Raw genomic sequence first — 15306 nt, 5'->3', positions numbered from 1 at the left:
TTATCTCTCAATATAAAAAAGCCCCTTTCAACGGGGCTTTTGTTATTTCTCGACGTAGTGATTTGTCACCCCAACAGGACGCTTACCATCACACGCCCCCTTTTCTAAATCATACAGCGGGCTGCTTCCGTGCAAGTTCCAGCGGTGGTCTTCTCTAGCGAGCTTGCGATATTGAGACGGTGTAACACCAATATAGGTCTGAAAGGTCTCGTAGAAGCGGCTGCTCGAATTAAAACCGACTGTCAGGGCAATATCTAAAATCGATCTGTCCGTGTCACTTAGCAGCGCTCTGGCGTGGTTGATTCTCATCGCAGTAATGTACTGCTTGATGGTCATCTGCATGGTGCGTTGAAACACATTCATAGCATAATTGGCGTGCAGACCGACATGCTCTGCTATCGCCTTTGTTGTGAGCGGCATGTTGTGGTGCGTCGCAATGTACTCAAGCATTTGACTAACATAAAACTGAGAATGTTTGGATACGCCCTTTTTGGCGGTTTTATCCGCCCGAGCGGCGACCAATTGTTTCCAGCCGTCGAGGCAAACCCGTCGCAGCATTAAACCAATTTCGTCCACTGCGAGCTGCTGACGGCTATCGATGTTGTCATTGATTTCCTTCGCCCACCTTGTCAACTCAAACTCACTTACCAACGTCTTAGATTTTGACTGTAGTACACAACCATGGGTGATTTGATTGACGAGCTCTCGGCTTAAAGGCCAAGACATAAATTGGTGAATGGGAATATTAATGATCCCCATATTATGACTTGAGCCAGGATTGGTTAGGCGATGCGGTACCGATGCCCAAAATAATCCAATCGCGCCACTTTCAATCACCACTGGAGAACCGTTGACGATATATTCGACGTCATCGCCAAATGGAATGTTTACCTCCACTTGTCCATGCCAGTGATAGCCGGGCATCGAATGGGGAGCTCGAATTTCAACATCAATCTTCTCATAGGACGAATACAATGAAAGTGGACTAACTAATACACTATCATCTGAGTATTCGTTGCGAGTCACGATATAGGTGGTATCCGTTGCGCTGTTTGTCATTCTCTGTTCCATCCCGATCCCGTGAAGTACTTTTAACAAATCTTTGCCTATAAAACGCAGAGGCTGATCATATCAATCCATACTGATTCCAACGCTAACTCCACCTAATCATTTTGCTTATCAATAAGTTATTCATCCCTCCCGTTTTATCAGCAATGAATCCCAAAAACTAAGATTTTTAAAACGCCAAATGGAAATATTAGGAAATAGGAGATTGCCGTTTTGAAGTGAGACGAATCTGTACTCGTCACGCGGGTAATGTGTACTCATCCAATCAAATACGTGATAGATGAGGAACAAACCAATGAACAGCCCTAAGATCACTTTTATCGGTGCAGGCTCAACCATTTTTGTCAAAAACATCCTTGGCGATGTGTTTCACAAGCCAGCTCTAAAAAACGCTCATATCGCCTTAATGGACATTGATGGAACTCGACTTGAAGAGTCTCATCTTGTGGTCAGTAAGTTGATGCAATCTTCTGGCGCAACAGGAACTATTAGCTGCCACTTAGAACAAAAAGAAGCCTTGGCGGATGCCGATTTTGTGGTTATCGCCTTCCAAATTGGCGGCTATGAACCTTGTACCGTCACCGATTTTGAGGTGTGTAAGAAACACGGGCTAGAGCAAACCATTGCAGATACGCTTGGACCAGGCGGCATTATGCGCTCCCTACGCACTATTCCTCACCTGTGGCAGGTGTGTGAAGACATGAGCGAAGTGTGCCCAAATGCGACCATGCTCAACTACGTAAACCCAATGGCGATGAATACTTGGGCTATGTATGAGAAGTACCCAAATATCAAACAAGTCGGTTTGTGCCATTCTGTTCAAGGGACTGCCGAAGAACTGGCTCGCGATCTTGCTCTCGACTACCAAGACTTACGCTATACCTGCGCTGGCATCAATCACATGGCCTACTACCTAACCCTTGAAAAGAAAAATGGTCAAGGCGAGTATGTTGATGTTTATCCTGATCTCCTCGCCGCATTTGAAAGTGGCCAAGCACCTAAACCCGGCCTACACCACAATGGCCGCTGTACCAACCTAGTCAGATACGAAATGTTTAAGAAGCTCGGCTATTTCGTCACTGAATCTTCTGAACATTTCTCGGAATACACCCCATATTTTATTAAGCCAAATCGCCCTGATTTGATTGAACGGTATAAAGTACCGCTTGATGAGTACCCGAAGCGCTGTGTCGAGCAAATTGCTGATTGGAAGAAAGATTTAGAAGCGTTTAAGGATGCAGATCAAATCACAGTCAAAGAGTCCCACGAATACGCAAGCACCATCATGAACTCGATTTGGACCGGAACACCGAGTGTTATCTACGGTAACGTCAAAAATGAAGCTCTGATTGATAACCTGCCACATGGGTGCTGTGTTGAAGTGGCTTGCCTTGTTGACGCTAATGGCATTCAGCCTGTTAAAGCGGGCCGACTACCAAATCACCTAGCTGCACTGATGCAAACAAACGTCAATGTACAAACGCTGCTGACAGAGGCCATCCTGACTGAAAATCGAGAGCGTATTTACCACGCAGCCATGTTAGACCCGCACACGGCTGCCGTGTTGGGAATAGAGGAGATTTACGCTCTAGTCGACGATTTGATTCAAGCTCACCAAGGTTGGTTACCTGACTGGGTTTATGAACAAGCTTAATTTCAAATAACAACAAGCTTTCTCATAACAACAATAGTCCTCATAACAAAAATATAACGTGAACAATATACGCCTCCTTAAGTGGGAGGCGTAAGGAGCATCCATGAGCATTTCAATGAACACCAAGCTAAGTTATGGCTTTGGGGCATTTGGTAAAGATTTTGCGATTACCATTGTCTATATGTATCTGATGTTTTACTACACGGACGTGGTCGGCATTTCAGCGGCCACTGTCGGTACCATCTTTCTCGTCGCACGTATCTGGGATGCGGTAAACGACCCGATAATGGGCTGGGTCGTCAATAATACCCGCAGTCGTTGGGGCAAATTTAAACCTTGGATTCTGATTGGCACGATTGCCAACTCTGTCGTCCTATTCATGCTTTTTAGCGCTCACCATATCGAAGGACCTTGGCTTATCGCCTACGCGGCAGTCACTTACATCTTATGGGGAATGACTTACACCTTGATGGATATCCCTTTCTGGTCGTTAGTCCCAACTTTAACGTTAGATAAACGTGAGCGTGAAGATCTTGTTCCCTACCCTAGATTCTTTGCTAGCCTCGCTTGGCTTGTCACTGCAGCGATCGCCATGCCGTTCGTTAACTACGTCGGCGGTGATGACAAAGGCTACGGCTTTCAAGTTTTCACCTTACTGCTTATCGCCTGTTTTGTGGTCTCTACCTACATCACATTAAGAAACGTCAAAGAGCGTTACTCGACCAACAATCTTGATGCCAGCCAACCGGAAGAGAGAGTCTCACTAAAATCGCTACTCAAGCTTATCTACAAGAATGACCAGCTGACCAGCGTCCTTTGCATGGCACTGTCTTACAACCTTGCGACCAATATCATTACTGCTTTTGCCGTCTACTACTTCACCTATGTCGTTGGCAACGAAGATTTGTTCCCTTACTACATGGCCTATGCGGGTATCGCCAACCTAATCACCCTTGTGCTTTTCCCAAAACTGGCTCAGATGTTTTCTCGCCGAGTGTTGTGGGCCTGCGCATCAAGCTTACCGATTCTGGGCAGTGCGGTACTTATCTATGTCGGCATGTATGACAAACAAAGTATCCTGCTTATTTCGACTGCTGGTGTGCTACTTCAAATCGGTACCGCTCTATTTTGGGTACTAAACGTCATTATGGTGGCAGACACCGTAGACTACGGCGAATTTAAACTCGGTCAACGCTGTGAAAGTATCGCGTACTCTGTTCAAACCTTGGTAGTGAAAGCGGGCTCTGCCTTCGCTGCGTTCTTTATTGGCCTTGCCTTAACTGCAGTCGACTATGTACCAAATGTTGAGCAAAGTCCTGAAACCGTCTTTGGCATGCAATGCATTATGGTTGGCCTACCCGCTATCTTCTTCGCAATTGCATTAGTGGTTTACTTCCGCTTCTACAAGCTCAACGGCCAGTACCATCAAAACATTCAAGATCAGCTAACAGAAAAATATCAACATATTACTGATAGCGACTCCTCGGTAAGAAACGAACCAAAACCTGCAAGCGCTACGCAAGCAATTTAATCAACTACGGGCAACTCGCCCGTAGATTTTTATAAAAATATGCCACGACGCTGTTGAGCACCCCTACAAAATTCAATAACGAGAAGACTATGAAGTACAACCTTATTACCTGCGCACTGTCTTGTGCACTCGCGATATCCGGAACGGCACATGCGAAACAACATGATAACTTACTCTCAAACCCAAGCTTTGAAGACAAAGGACTAGGCTGGAGCTATTGGTTTGCCAACATTAAAAATGACTCGGCTTACGAGGGAGAATATCGCGGCAGAATCGCCACTGGCGCTACCCATAGCATCAATCAGATCATTACTATTCCCGAAACTGGATTTTACGATCTCTCTGCTTATGTCATCAGCCCATCTAATGATGCGACGATAGCGATCACGAACCTGTATGATGAGCGACTCGTCAGCAAGTCCGTTAAACAAAGCCAAAGCTACAAAAAGAACACCCTTAAGCACATCGCATTAGAGCAAGGCGAGCAACTCAAAGTCTCCGTAACAGGCTCAAATCAAGGCGGTGTCAGCGTCGACAATATTAGCTTAACCAAAAGCAACAAAAACAAGCCGCTCAGCTTTAATCAGATTGTTCAGTTCAACGTCAACGATCAGTCCGGTGCTAGCAACATCAATCGTCGCCATAAACGAGTCGAGATCAATGTTCCGTTCGGCACGGATTTAACTCAAGTAACTGTCGACAACTTCATCATATCGAATGGCAGTAGCACTACGATTAGCCAAGGAGATGTACTTGATCTCACCCAGCCAATGACCATCACACTTAGTTCCGATGACCATCAGCCTGAGCAGTGGACGATTAACGCCAAAGAGCAACCTAAACAGATAGCAGTCACGTCATCCAATACCAAACTTCAGGACTCTTTCGCGTGGGCGATGGATAAAACCAAGCGTTTTGTGATGACTGGTCAACATGACCTCGTTAACCGCGATGAGAATAACAACGACGGTAGTGGTACCGCTGACTACATCCCTTCCTATTGGGCAGGATACTTTGACCGCACCGCTTTTTATTCTCGTGATTTTTTACACCAAGTCAGTGGCGCACAATTAGCCGGGCTAGCAGTAGAAAACTTCTCGATGTTTAAGACCTTTGCCAAGCACTCTACGGAATCGAGAAAATGGTACACCTTGTGGGCCGTCAATTTTGATGGGACCCCTCATACCATTGATTATGTCGACGACTCTTGGTTTGTACGCGAAGTGCCTGCACAATTCGAGTTTGTAGAAAAAGCATGGCAGCAATATCTATGGACCGGAGATGAGCGCTATATTGAAGACGAGGATCTATGGCGTTTCTACACCAAGGTTCTCACCGACTATATCGCCCTCCATGACGATCAAGATCCGAATGGAATTGCCGAAGGTTACGGGGGAATTTTCGAAGGCTCTGCTACCTACAATGAGCGTGGAGAATTCCCGATTGAAGCGGGGGACGCGATTGGGTCACAGTATCAAGCCACATTAGCGTACTCAAAGATGCTCGAAGCGCGTCAAGAGTATGGCCAAGCAGCCGTTTGGAGCGAGAAAGCACAACAACTTAAAGATTACTTTAACCAAGAGTGGAGTATTGCCAACCCTAACGAGCCACTTGGCAACTACGTCAACATTGTACAAAAAGATGGCCTACGTCTTAATGACTTTGGTAAGGAAAACAGTTGGTTTATGCCGATGAAACGTATCACCAACCCTGATAGACGTAACGACAAATACCTCGACTTTATTGCTGCCAATTTAGGTGATGGCATCGGCTCCACGCCCGAAGCGCCAAATAACATTGAAGCTTACACCTACATTCCAGAAACCTACTTCCCGTACAACCGCAATGAAGAAGCTTGGAAATGGATGCAATACATTATGGACACCAAAGATAACCCCCATGAGCGTCCAACCCAGGGAACCAACGGCGACTACCCAGAACTGTCGTTCACCTTCATTGCTAACACTATAGAAGGCTTGATGGGTATCAAACCGCAAGCATCGAAATCGACCATCATTACCGCTTCGCATCTTACACCGGACATCGACTGGCTAGAGGCAAAACATATACAGATGGGCGAGCACGAACTCACTATTCGTCATGACGGACTCGATCAAACAACCTTAACCAACACCTCGCAAACGACACTCGATTGGGAAGCATGGTTCTATGGTGATTTCGCTTCACTCACGGTTGACGGGCGAGCGGTGCAAACCAGTCAAAAGGAAATCAACGGGCAGTTGGTGAGTTACGTTGTCATTGCGGTCGAAGGGAAGCAAAGCCGAGTCGTTGCTAAGTAATTCTTTGTAATTCACTTCCAATATAGGCTCTCGGCCAATCCGAGAGCCTATTCATCACGCTTTATGATTTATTCTCTTTGTCTCCAGTTCCGTGCCTTTTAAACAGCCCCTCCATCAACTCCATCGGTAATGGAAATGCGATGGTCGAGCTTTTCTCGCCAGCAATCTCGGTCAAGGTTTGTAAGTAACGCAGTAGCATAGCGTTGGGTTGAGTGGCCATCTTACTCGCTGCCTCAACAAGCTTTTCTGATGCCTCCATCTCGCCCGAGGCATGAATCACCTTCGCCCTTCTCGCCCTTTCTGCTTCAGCCTGTTTAGCAATCGCCCGAATCATGCTTTCATTGAGGTCGACGTGTTTAATCTCAACATCCGACACCTTGATTCCCCATCCGTCAGAGCGCGCATCCAAAATGGTTTGAATATCCGTATTGAGCATGTCGCGATTAGCCAGCATTTCATCCAGTTCATGCTGACCCAATACAGAGCGAAGCGTGGTTTGGGCGAGTTGAGAAGTCGCAGCTAAATAATCTTCAACATTAATGATTGCCTTTTGCGCATCGACAACTCGAAAATAGATCACCGCATTCACGCGCACTGAGACATTATCACGGCTGATCACGTCTTGACTTGGAACATCCATCACCACAGTTCGCATATCGACTTTAACGATTTGTTGAATCATAGGGATGACGACAATTAACCCCGGGCCTTTGACCATTTGAAAGCGACCAAGGAAGAAAATTACCCCTCTTTCATATTCACGCAATACGCGAAATAAGCTAAAAGCAATTAACAGCACCAAACCAACCAAGATGACTGGTGTTAACATCCCACTAACGAGCAATTGTTCCAACATCTTAACCTCCTTGCTGTTTTTTAATTCTCAGCGTCAGTCCTTCGATATCTTCGATGACCACAACTTCGCCAGCCGAATAATGTTCATCACCTTGTGCTGCCCAACGTTCTCCATTTACCCTTACATAACCACACTGTTCAAACGTATTTTCAACCACAGCGTCACTGCCGATAAGATCTTCAATACCACTGACCACTTGGCTCTTTCTCAGCTGTAGCACTCTGCGCAAAACAAACATCACAAACGCGGCTGAAGTAAACGCGATGGAATAGATAAGGCTCATAGAGATACGCAGTTCAGGAATATCACTATCAAACAAAAATATTGAACCCAAGACGAAAGCCACCACGCCACCAAAGCCTAAAATACCAAAGCTAGGCACTAAGGATTCCGCCACCAGCAAACCTAGTCCTAACACGATCAGGCCAACCCCGACGTAGTTCACTGGCAACATTTGAAAAGCATAAGTAGCCACAAGCAAGCAGATCGCCCCCACAACTCCGGCAACACCAAATCCAGGGCTATAGAACTCAAGCAACAAGCCGTAAAAGCCAATAATCAGCAGTAAATAGGCAATGTTTGGGTTGGTGATGGTCGACATAAACTGATTTCGCCAATCGGGCTTCCGAGGCTCCAAATTAGCTGAAGAGAGGGCGAGCGTGGCTTGAGAATCACCAACTTTGATAGTAAGACCATCCAATAAAAGCAGCAGTTGCTCGGGAGAGTCAGCAATCAAATTGATGACATTTTTTTCTTTAGCCTCACTGGCCGACAAGGTCGCGGCATCACGCACAGCAGACTCTGCCCATTCAGCATTGCGCCCTCTTAGCTGCGCGAGAGAACGTATATAGGCAATGGAATCATTGAGCACTTTCTTTTCCATTGCTGTTGGGGTTTGCGGCTTTTCTTGGGGTTGATTAGGTGACCCACCCCCGCCAATACTGACTAGTGTTGCTGCGCCAAGTGTCGTTGCGGGCGCCATGGCAGCAATGTGACAGGCATAGAGAATAAAAGTACCAGCGCTGGCGGCTCTTGCTCCTTGCGGATGCACAAGGCAAAGAATGGGAATGTTAGACGCGAGTATGGTCTGGTTTATATCGCGTAAGCTACTGACTAGCCCACCCGGTGTATCAATAGTAATCATCAAGGCAGGTACATTGGGCTGCTGATTCGCTAGCTGGATTTGCTTGGTGACGTAGTCACCTACAGCAGGGCCGATAGCTCCGCTGATGGAAATGACCGGTACCGTTTGGTTAGGCGCATTATTCTTTTCTGCTTGAACAACACTGGCCGGCCACCACAAGATCAAAAAAGCATATAGGAGTGCTTTTATTCTCTGCAGGTACATTGCGTTATCCCACCGATACTGTTGATTTGAGTTTAGACTATCCCCACCAACACGGCGCTCATTTATAAGGGCAATACTTACAGTTTTCGTGGCAACATTGGCCTTGTTTAAGTAAATACCACTTAGTCGGATGCTGCTCTCCATTCACAAACATATAGTCTAAACCTTCGGTGTAGACATTGGCTTGCTTATGTTCAGCAGCGAACGCCACTAGCTCATCAGTCGTATGAGTTTGGTAGTAAGCGTTTAACGTTACATTGATCTGTTCTATTAAACACTTGCGACATAAACAGTCTTCTTTCCCGAGCGGTACTGTGGGAGCAATATTGGGCAAACTCATACACCAACACGCCTCCTCAGGTGGGTCGCACGTCAGCAGACTGCTGCAATTTGAGCAATATTTATAACCCATCTGCTTGTTCCATTTTGTCTTATACTCAAACCAAGCCTAGTCGCTTTTTAAGCGTTCAGAAAGCCTAAACTAAAAGGTGAGCCTTGCCGTGAATCTGAATGAAAGAGAGAATGGAACTACGCCAAATTCTCCCCTAGAAGAGCTGGAAACAGAGCGTAAACTGCGCCGAAAACTCGAAGCTGAGCTCGACGATCTTAAAGCTCAATTAAACCAGAGTATTGAAGAGGGACGAATGGCATCGATGGCGAAACTCATTTCAGGAGTCGCCCATGAAGCCAACACACCTATCGGAGTGTGCATTACCTCGTGCACACAGCTTTCTCAACAGACCAATCGAATTGCCACTGAATTTTCTAACGCAACACTTACCTCTTCTAGCTTTGAGTCGTTTGTCACCAAAGCTAAGCAATGTGAAGATCTTATCGACAAAAACTTACACCGATTAGCGCTACTGATAGAGACATTTAAAAAGTTAGGCGGTGAAAATCGCATCTTTGCCTTTTCTGATGTCGATATTACCCAAGAGGTCTCGTTGATCTTGCATGCTCATCAAAACGAATACTCACACTGTCAATTTGAATACTCGGTTGAACAAAGTGAGCCTTTCATTGCCCATACCTCGGTCAATTGCTGGCGAGAGATCCTCTCTCAGTTGGTCGAAAACTCCGTGGAGCATGGCTTCTCTGCGGAAACGGATAACCAAATCGATGTCTACATCCATAACAGTGATAACGATCTGACAATGATCATTAGAGACAACGGAACCGGAATGGACACAAAAGTGTGCGAAGAGATTTTTACGCCCTTTTTTACCACTTCCCAATACCAAAAAAATATCGGTTTAGGTATGCATTTAGTTTATACATACGTCACGCAGGTTCTTAAAGGGAGTATTTCTTTAACAAGTACATTGGGCAAGGGGTGCGAGTACATCATCATCGTCCCAATGAACAAAACTTAATGGAACTAAACCATGAACGGAAAGGAACGTATATTCGCCGCCGTATTAAACGAGCAACCCGATCAAGTCCCGGTTATCCCTATAATGATGACTCGTGCAATTCGCAACTTACCGGGCAATGTCAGTGCGAAAGATTGCCAAGTTAATGCCGAACTAATGGCGCAAGCCAAGATGACCACCTCAGCCAAATTTGGCGGTGATGCCATCATTGCGGGGACCGACCTGTTTCTTCCTGCGGAGAATCTGGGTGCCGGTATGGAATACTTAGATAAAGCCCAGCCGACTTTATTCCGTCACCCCTGCCCAACCAAAGCTGAATTCGATTTGATGCTGGAGCGGAGTGAGCACTTTGATCCCACTCGAGGGCGCGTACTCACCGTCGCAGAAGAGATCAAAATCTTACTCCAAAACGGCTTCGGTGATAGTCATCTGGTGTTGCTTCCTATTGGTGGACCAGCAACCACAGCGCAATTAATTACTGGTTCAGCGCGATTCTTAACTTTAATGGAGCAAGATCCGCAGTTTTGTCATCAAGTATTAAGAGTGGCCACCAACACCATTAAATCGATTAGCACTGTGATGGCGGAAGCCGGTGCCCACGCAATCAATATTTTGGACCCTTTCAGCTCTTCCGACATTCTCCCTCCGGAGCAATTTCGTGAATTTTCAAAACCTTATATCATTGAAATTTTTCAGCATATGCAATCGGTCGGTATCGCCCCAATTCTCCATATCTGTACCTTCACAGAACATATTTGGAACGACATGAAAGAAACAGGCGCGATTGCAATCAATGGTGACTTTTGGCCTGGCATCGATAGAGCTCGCCAAATTGTCGGAGATGATTACTGCTTAGTTGGCTCAGTAAACCCATTTACAACCATGCTCTCCGGCACCCCAGAGCAAGTAAGAAAAGAAACCTTAAAGTGCATTGTCACCGCAGGACTCAATGGCTCTTATATTTGTTCACCAGGCTGTGATTTGGACTGGAATGTTCCTGATGAAAACATCCACGCACTTATCCAAACTTGCGCTGCCGTTAAGTACCCTATCGACCTTGATCAAATTGAAGATCTTTCTGAAACCTTTATATCAGGGCACGCCAAACATAAAGCCAGTATTCAAAGAAAAGAAGTACGCACAGTTCACCCTAAACATAAAATTCTCAGCAAGAAAAACCAACTACTAGAAGATCTAGCCAATGCGGTTATTCAGCAAGACAGTGAACTGACCGTATCTTTGGTCAATACCGGGTTAAGTGAAAAAATATCAGCCCAGGCACTTCTTTTTGAGGGGATGGCCGTCGGCATGCAAATATGTGGCGAGATGTATGAACAAAATGACATCTTTGTCATCGATTTGATGCGCTCAGCCAAGGCAATGGATAGCGCCATGCCAATATTAATGCCACTCATCGAAAAAGATCGGGAATCTGGCGATCTTAACGACCGCATCTCTGTGGTTATTGGCCTGATTAGAGGGAACACTCAAGATATCGGTAAGAACCTTGTCGCTCTGATACTGACCGCTCACGGTTACGATGTATGTGATTTAGGCAAAAATGTCTCTCCCGAAGAGTTTATTGAACAAGCTCAGGCTAAAAATGCTCAAGTCATCGCCATCTCTGTTATGACTGACTCTTCCATTGTCTACATTGAGCGAGTGCTTAGCTTACTCAAGGAGCTAGGCGAGCGAGAAAAGTACTATGTAGTTTGTGGCGGAGCCGCGATGAACAGCCAACTTGCCAGTAAACTCGGTGTGCATTTTAGCCCAAACGCCAGTGCTGCCGCCAAGTTACTGAATGAACATTTCAAACCAGAGCAGTAGTTGAAATTGACTAAGTTGTAACCTAAAACTTAGTAAGTACATTGCACAGCAGTAATTGACACTTTTGCTTTATCAAACCAAGTGTATTGAATGAATATGAATGATAGCTTTTGTTTTGCCGACGAACCGTCCAACGACGAAGTAAGTCCCGATCGACACTGGGAAGTGCTAATCGTGGATGATGAGCAAGATGTTCACGATATCACTTGTATTGTTCTAAATAGTTTTCAATTCCTTGGCCGCGACCTTAGATTCACTCACGCCTACTCTGGTAAGCAAGCTCGCCAACTCATCGAACAAGCTGAGACTCCATTCGCTGTAATTTTGTTAGATGTAGTAATGGAAACACGCCAAGCGGGTTTAGAATTGGTGAGATGGATAAGGGATGAATACAACGATCATAACTGCCGAATCATTTTGCGAACGGGACAGCCGGGTGATGCGCCCGAAGAAGAGATCATTTTTAACTATGATATTAACGACTATAAGAATAAAACTGAGCTCAACTCAACCCGTCTAACCACATCAACGCTCTCAGCGATACGCGCTTATAATGACATCCGAACCATTGAGCAAACGCGAGCGGGCCTAAAATGCATTATCAATTCGACCTCCAATATTTTGACTGAAGACTCTAGCGCTGAATGGCTACAAGGAATCTTAGTTCAAGTAGTCGCTTTGCTGCGACTCGATGAAATGCATGCGGTTCACTTTGGTGCCGCCCCTCTCGATGGAGAATGGACCATTGTCGCTACCTCAAATACCTCTATGCGTCCACTTGGTAATAAGCTCTCCCAATATTGCGATTTGGGCACGCAGCAGTACGACTTCGGCAACCCTCAGATCTCCGAGTTTGATCATAGCACCTACGTACTTCCCGTCTCGGTCAATCACTGCCAAGGACTAATCTTCATTGAGTCCCCCGCAGAAGTCATCGAAAAACAGAGAGAGCTGATCGACATTTTCATCAATAGCGCGATTGCGGCGTACGATAAAACATTCCTTCTACGAGACATCGTCGAAACTCAGAAAGAGATCGCTTATCGATTAGGTGAAGTAGTAGAAACTCGCTCTAAAGAGTCAGGGAGCCATGTTAAGCGCCTCGCTATTCTCTCTAAAGTACTCGCCAAGCACATCGGACTATCAGACGAATATGCCAACAAGATCAAACTCGCCTCTCCCTTACATGATATCGGCAAAATCGCGATTCCCGATAGTATCTTGCACAAGCCGGGCAAACTGAGTTCTGAAGAGTGGGCAATCATGCAAACCCATGCCGAAATCGGCGAGGAGATTTTGTCTGGCTCCAACCTAGAAATTTTGCAGATCGCGGCAGTCATTGCTGGGAATCATCACGAAAAATGGGACGGTACGGGTTACCCTCGCCAACTCAATGGTGAAAACATCCCTATTGAAGGACGAATTACCGCCATTGTCGACGTTTTTGATGCTTTAGCATCCAAACGCAGCTATAAGGAGCCTTGGGAACCAGAAGCGATAAAGGACTATATTCGCTCGCAACGTGGGAAGCATTTTGACCCAGAGATCTGCGATGCTTTCTTATCGATATTCGACAAATGCCTCGAGATAAGAAATGCCTACCCAGACTGAGCCCAATTCACGTCACACCCTTGAAGAGTTACTACGCACGACTCAGCAACAGCTGTTAGAAGCGGAAAAAAAGGCCTCTATCGGACAGCTGGTCGCGGGGATTACACATGAGGTCAACACTCCTATCGGCAACAGTATTACCACTGCGAGCCACCTAGTTAAGCTAATTCAACAACTCGAAAGTCGAGTCCGCGAAAACAAACTCACTCGAAGCGAATTAGACCATTTCTTCGATTCGTCCGCCAATATCAATAGTATCTTGATGAGTAACCTTAATCGCTCTGCCGATATCATCAAAAGGCTTAAACGTTTATCAACCGACAACATTCATTCTTTGATTGAGAAGGTAAACATCGGCAACAAGATTCAAGACACCATCTTAGCGTTGCAGCCTAATTTACGTGGGGTCGAAATCAAGATGATCAATATTCAAAATGTTGAGGTAAAAACGGATACAGGCCTCATCTACCACGTCATTTCCAATCTGATTTTAAACGCCAAAAAGCACGCTTTTCACAACGTCTCACAACCAACGATTATCGTCAGCATGGACAACCATCAAGAAGATCGAGTCGTGATCAGTGTTGAAGACAATGGCATGGGAATGGATGAGCAGAAATTAAGCAAGATTTTTGAGGATTTCTATAGTACGGCTAAAGACAATGGCGGTACTGGTCTTGGATTGTCAATTGTGCAAAATGTGCTCTCCCGTGCTAATAGTACTATCGAGTGTCATAGCGTCGTCGGACAAGGAACCACATTTACAATTACGATACCCGGCCCAGCACTTTTAGTTGAGAATGAATAATGAAAAAGGCGGCTCACTGCCGCCTTTATTCGATCATTACTCGTCATCGAGTGGCGTGTAGCCATATTCTGCAATCAAAGCTTTGGCCTGTTTGCTCTTTAGGTAACCTAAGAACTCTTTCGAGTCTTGGTCGATATTATCTTTAGCGTACAAAACTAAAAACGGGCGAGAAAGTTCATATTCACCACTGCCGATCGTTTTACTATTCGCACTCACTCCTTCAAATTGAATAGCCTTAATCGAGTGGTCAACAGAGCCCGTTGAGATAAAGCCAATCGCTTGTTTATTGTGATTCACAATGGTTTTCACCATGCTATTGCTGTTTACTACTAAATTATCTGGGTTGATATCTGACACCAATCGGCCATTAACAATCTTAGTTAACCCCATCAAACTCTCGAAGCTATAACGCGAACCCGATGAGGCTTCACGTGTTACAACAGCGATCTTTTTATCTGCTCCGCCTAACTGCTTCCAGTTGGTGATCTTGCCTTTATAGATATCAAATAGCTGCTCACGGGTGACATTATTAACGGAATTTGATTGGTTAACCACAACCGCTAAACCATCGAATGCAATAGGAGAAACAGATAATGACTCATCTTGCTCACTATCGGTGAGGTAACGTGAGCTCATACCAATATCAGCCACACCTTTCTTAACCAGAGTAATACCTGCAGTAGAACCAATGCCTTGAACCGCTATATAAGTCTCAGAGTGGGTGCTATTAAAGTGTTCAGCCAAGACATCCATTACGCGAGCTACCGAAGTAGATCCTGAAACATTCACTTCCTTTGCTAAAGCGGGAGCCACTAGCAATGAAGTCGATAAAAGTGTTGCTAGTGCAACGCGAACCATAATTCTCTCCTAATCGAAAAAGGCATTAAATAATGTGCGTTATGGTATTTCGATTAGATGACAGTTTTGTGA

General features: G+C 45.5%; 12 protein-coding genes. 7 read left to right on the top strand and 5 right to left on the bottom strand.

Features of this window, described 5'->3' with window-relative positions:
* Positions 1–42: 42 nt before the first annotated feature.
* Positions 43–1059 carry a transcriptional regulator MelR gene (gene melR, locus VIA_RS04315; protein ID WP_004411341.1) on the bottom strand — a complete coding sequence of 339 codons (1017 nt, stop codon included), beginning with the start codon at positions 1057–1059 and terminating at the stop codon, positions 43–45.
* A gap of 304 nt (positions 1060–1363) precedes the next feature.
* Between melR and melA the strand changes: the two genes are divergently transcribed.
* The 3 genes from melA (at position 1364) to VIA_RS04300 (ending at position 6553) form a co-directional block, all read left to right on the top strand.
* Complete coding sequence (gene melA, locus VIA_RS04310) at positions 1364–2722, top strand: alpha-glucosidase/alpha-galactosidase (protein ID WP_004411340.1); 1359 nt, start codon at positions 1364–1366, stop codon at positions 2720–2722.
* Between the two features lie 103 nt (positions 2723–2825).
* On the top strand, positions 2826–4253 hold the full coding sequence (melB, locus tag VIA_RS04305; RefSeq protein ID WP_004411339.1) for a melibiose:sodium transporter MelB: 1428 nt from the start codon (positions 2826–2828) through the stop codon (positions 4251–4253).
* Between the two features lie 89 nt (positions 4254–4342).
* On the top strand, positions 4343–6553 hold the full coding sequence (locus VIA_RS04300; RefSeq protein ID WP_004411338.1) for a glucosidase family protein: 2211 nt from the start codon (positions 4343–4345) through the stop codon (positions 6551–6553).
* Between the two features lie 61 nt (positions 6554–6614).
* On the opposite strand, the gene VIA_RS04295 is transcribed toward VIA_RS04300, so the two are convergent.
* The 3 genes from VIA_RS04295 to VIA_RS04285 are packed head-to-tail and all read right to left on the bottom strand — an operon-like array spanning position 6615 to position 9097.
* Positions 6615–7409, bottom strand: coding sequence for a slipin family protein (locus VIA_RS04295; RefSeq protein ID WP_004411337.1), 795 nt, complete (start codon positions 7407–7409; stop codon positions 6615–6617).
* 1 nt (position 7410) lies between these two features.
* Positions 7411–8757: an NfeD family protein gene (locus VIA_RS04290; protein WP_004411336.1), complete on the bottom strand. Its 1347-nt coding sequence runs from the start codon at positions 8755–8757 to the stop codon at positions 7411–7413.
* Between the two features lie 58 nt (positions 8758–8815).
* Positions 8816–9097: a DUF5522 domain-containing protein gene (locus VIA_RS04285; protein WP_004411335.1), complete on the bottom strand. Its 282-nt coding sequence runs from the start codon at positions 9095–9097 to the stop codon at positions 8816–8818.
* Positions 9098–9257: 160 nt separating this feature from the next.
* Here VIA_RS04285 and VIA_RS04280 point away from each other — a divergent pair, with 160 nt between their 5' ends.
* From VIA_RS04280 to VIA_RS04265, 4 genes are all read left to right on the top strand, one after another.
* The gene (locus VIA_RS04280; protein ID WP_004411334.1) at positions 9258–10130 is read left to right on the top strand and encodes a sensor histidine kinase; all 873 of its coding nucleotides are present in this window, start codon (positions 9258–9260) and stop codon (positions 10128–10130) included.
* A gap of 12 nt (positions 10131–10142) precedes the next feature.
* Complete coding sequence (locus tag VIA_RS04275; RefSeq protein WP_004417100.1) at positions 10143–11957, top strand: MtaA/CmuA family methyltransferase; 1815 nt, start codon at positions 10143–10145, stop codon at positions 11955–11957.
* A gap of 90 nt (positions 11958–12047) precedes the next feature.
* On the top strand, positions 12048–13568 hold the full coding sequence (locus tag VIA_RS04270) for a response regulator (RefSeq protein WP_004411332.1): 1521 nt from the start codon (positions 12048–12050) through the stop codon (positions 13566–13568).
* A complete protein-coding gene (locus VIA_RS04265; protein ID WP_004411331.1) occupies positions 13552–14376 on the top strand; it encodes a sensor histidine kinase in 825 nt (274 codons plus the stop codon). The genes VIA_RS04270 and VIA_RS04265 overlap by 17 nt, the downstream gene beginning before the upstream one ends.
* Positions 14377–14412: 36 nt before the next feature.
* On the opposite strand, the gene VIA_RS04260 is transcribed toward VIA_RS04265, so the two are convergent.
* Positions 14413–15234, bottom strand: coding sequence for a phosphate ABC transporter substrate-binding protein (locus VIA_RS04260; protein WP_004411330.1), 822 nt, complete (start codon positions 15232–15234; stop codon positions 14413–14415).
* Positions 15235–15306 lie beyond the last annotated feature (72 nt).

The organism is Vibrio orientalis CIP 102891 = ATCC 33934 (assembly GCF_000176235.1).
GTDB lineage: Bacteria > Pseudomonadota > Gammaproteobacteria > Enterobacterales > Vibrionaceae > Vibrio > Vibrio orientalis.
The sequence above is the reverse complement of the archived record's forward strand: the minus strand, read 5'-3'. Positions and strand labels throughout refer to the sequence as shown.

Coding starts and splice junctions, on each gene's coding strand:
- VIA_RS04265 (WP_004411331.1), top strand. CDS start 13,552: ATGCCTACCCAGACTGAGCCCAATTCACGTCACACCCTTGAAGAGTTA.
- melB (WP_004411339.1), top strand. CDS start 2,826: ATGAGCATTTCAATGAACACCAAGCTAAGTTATGGCTTTGGGGCATTT.
- melA (WP_004411340.1), top strand. CDS start 1,364: ATGAACAGCCCTAAGATCACTTTTATCGGTGCAGGCTCAACCATTTTT.
- VIA_RS04295 (WP_004411337.1), bottom strand. CDS start 7,409: ATGTTGGAACAATTGCTCGTTAGTGGGATGTTAACACCAGTCATCTTG.
- VIA_RS04270 (WP_004411332.1), top strand. CDS start 12,048: ATGAATATGAATGATAGCTTTTGTTTTGCCGACGAACCGTCCAACGAC.
- VIA_RS04275 (WP_004417100.1), top strand. CDS start 10,143: ATGAACGGAAAGGAACGTATATTCGCCGCCGTATTAAACGAGCAACCC.
- VIA_RS04300 (WP_004411338.1), top strand. CDS start 4,343: ATGAAGTACAACCTTATTACCTGCGCACTGTCTTGTGCACTCGCGATA.
- melR (WP_004411341.1), bottom strand. CDS start 1,059: ATGACAAACAGCGCAACGGATACCACCTATATCGTGACTCGCAACGAA.
- VIA_RS04285 (WP_004411335.1), bottom strand. CDS start 9,097: ATGAGTTTGCCCAATATTGCTCCCACAGTACCGCTCGGGAAAGAAGAC.
- VIA_RS04290 (WP_004411336.1), bottom strand. CDS start 8,757: ATGTACCTGCAGAGAATAAAAGCACTCCTATATGCTTTTTTGATCTTG.
- VIA_RS04260 (WP_004411330.1), bottom strand. CDS start 15,234: ATGGTTCGCGTTGCACTAGCAACACTTTTATCGACTTCATTGCTAGTG.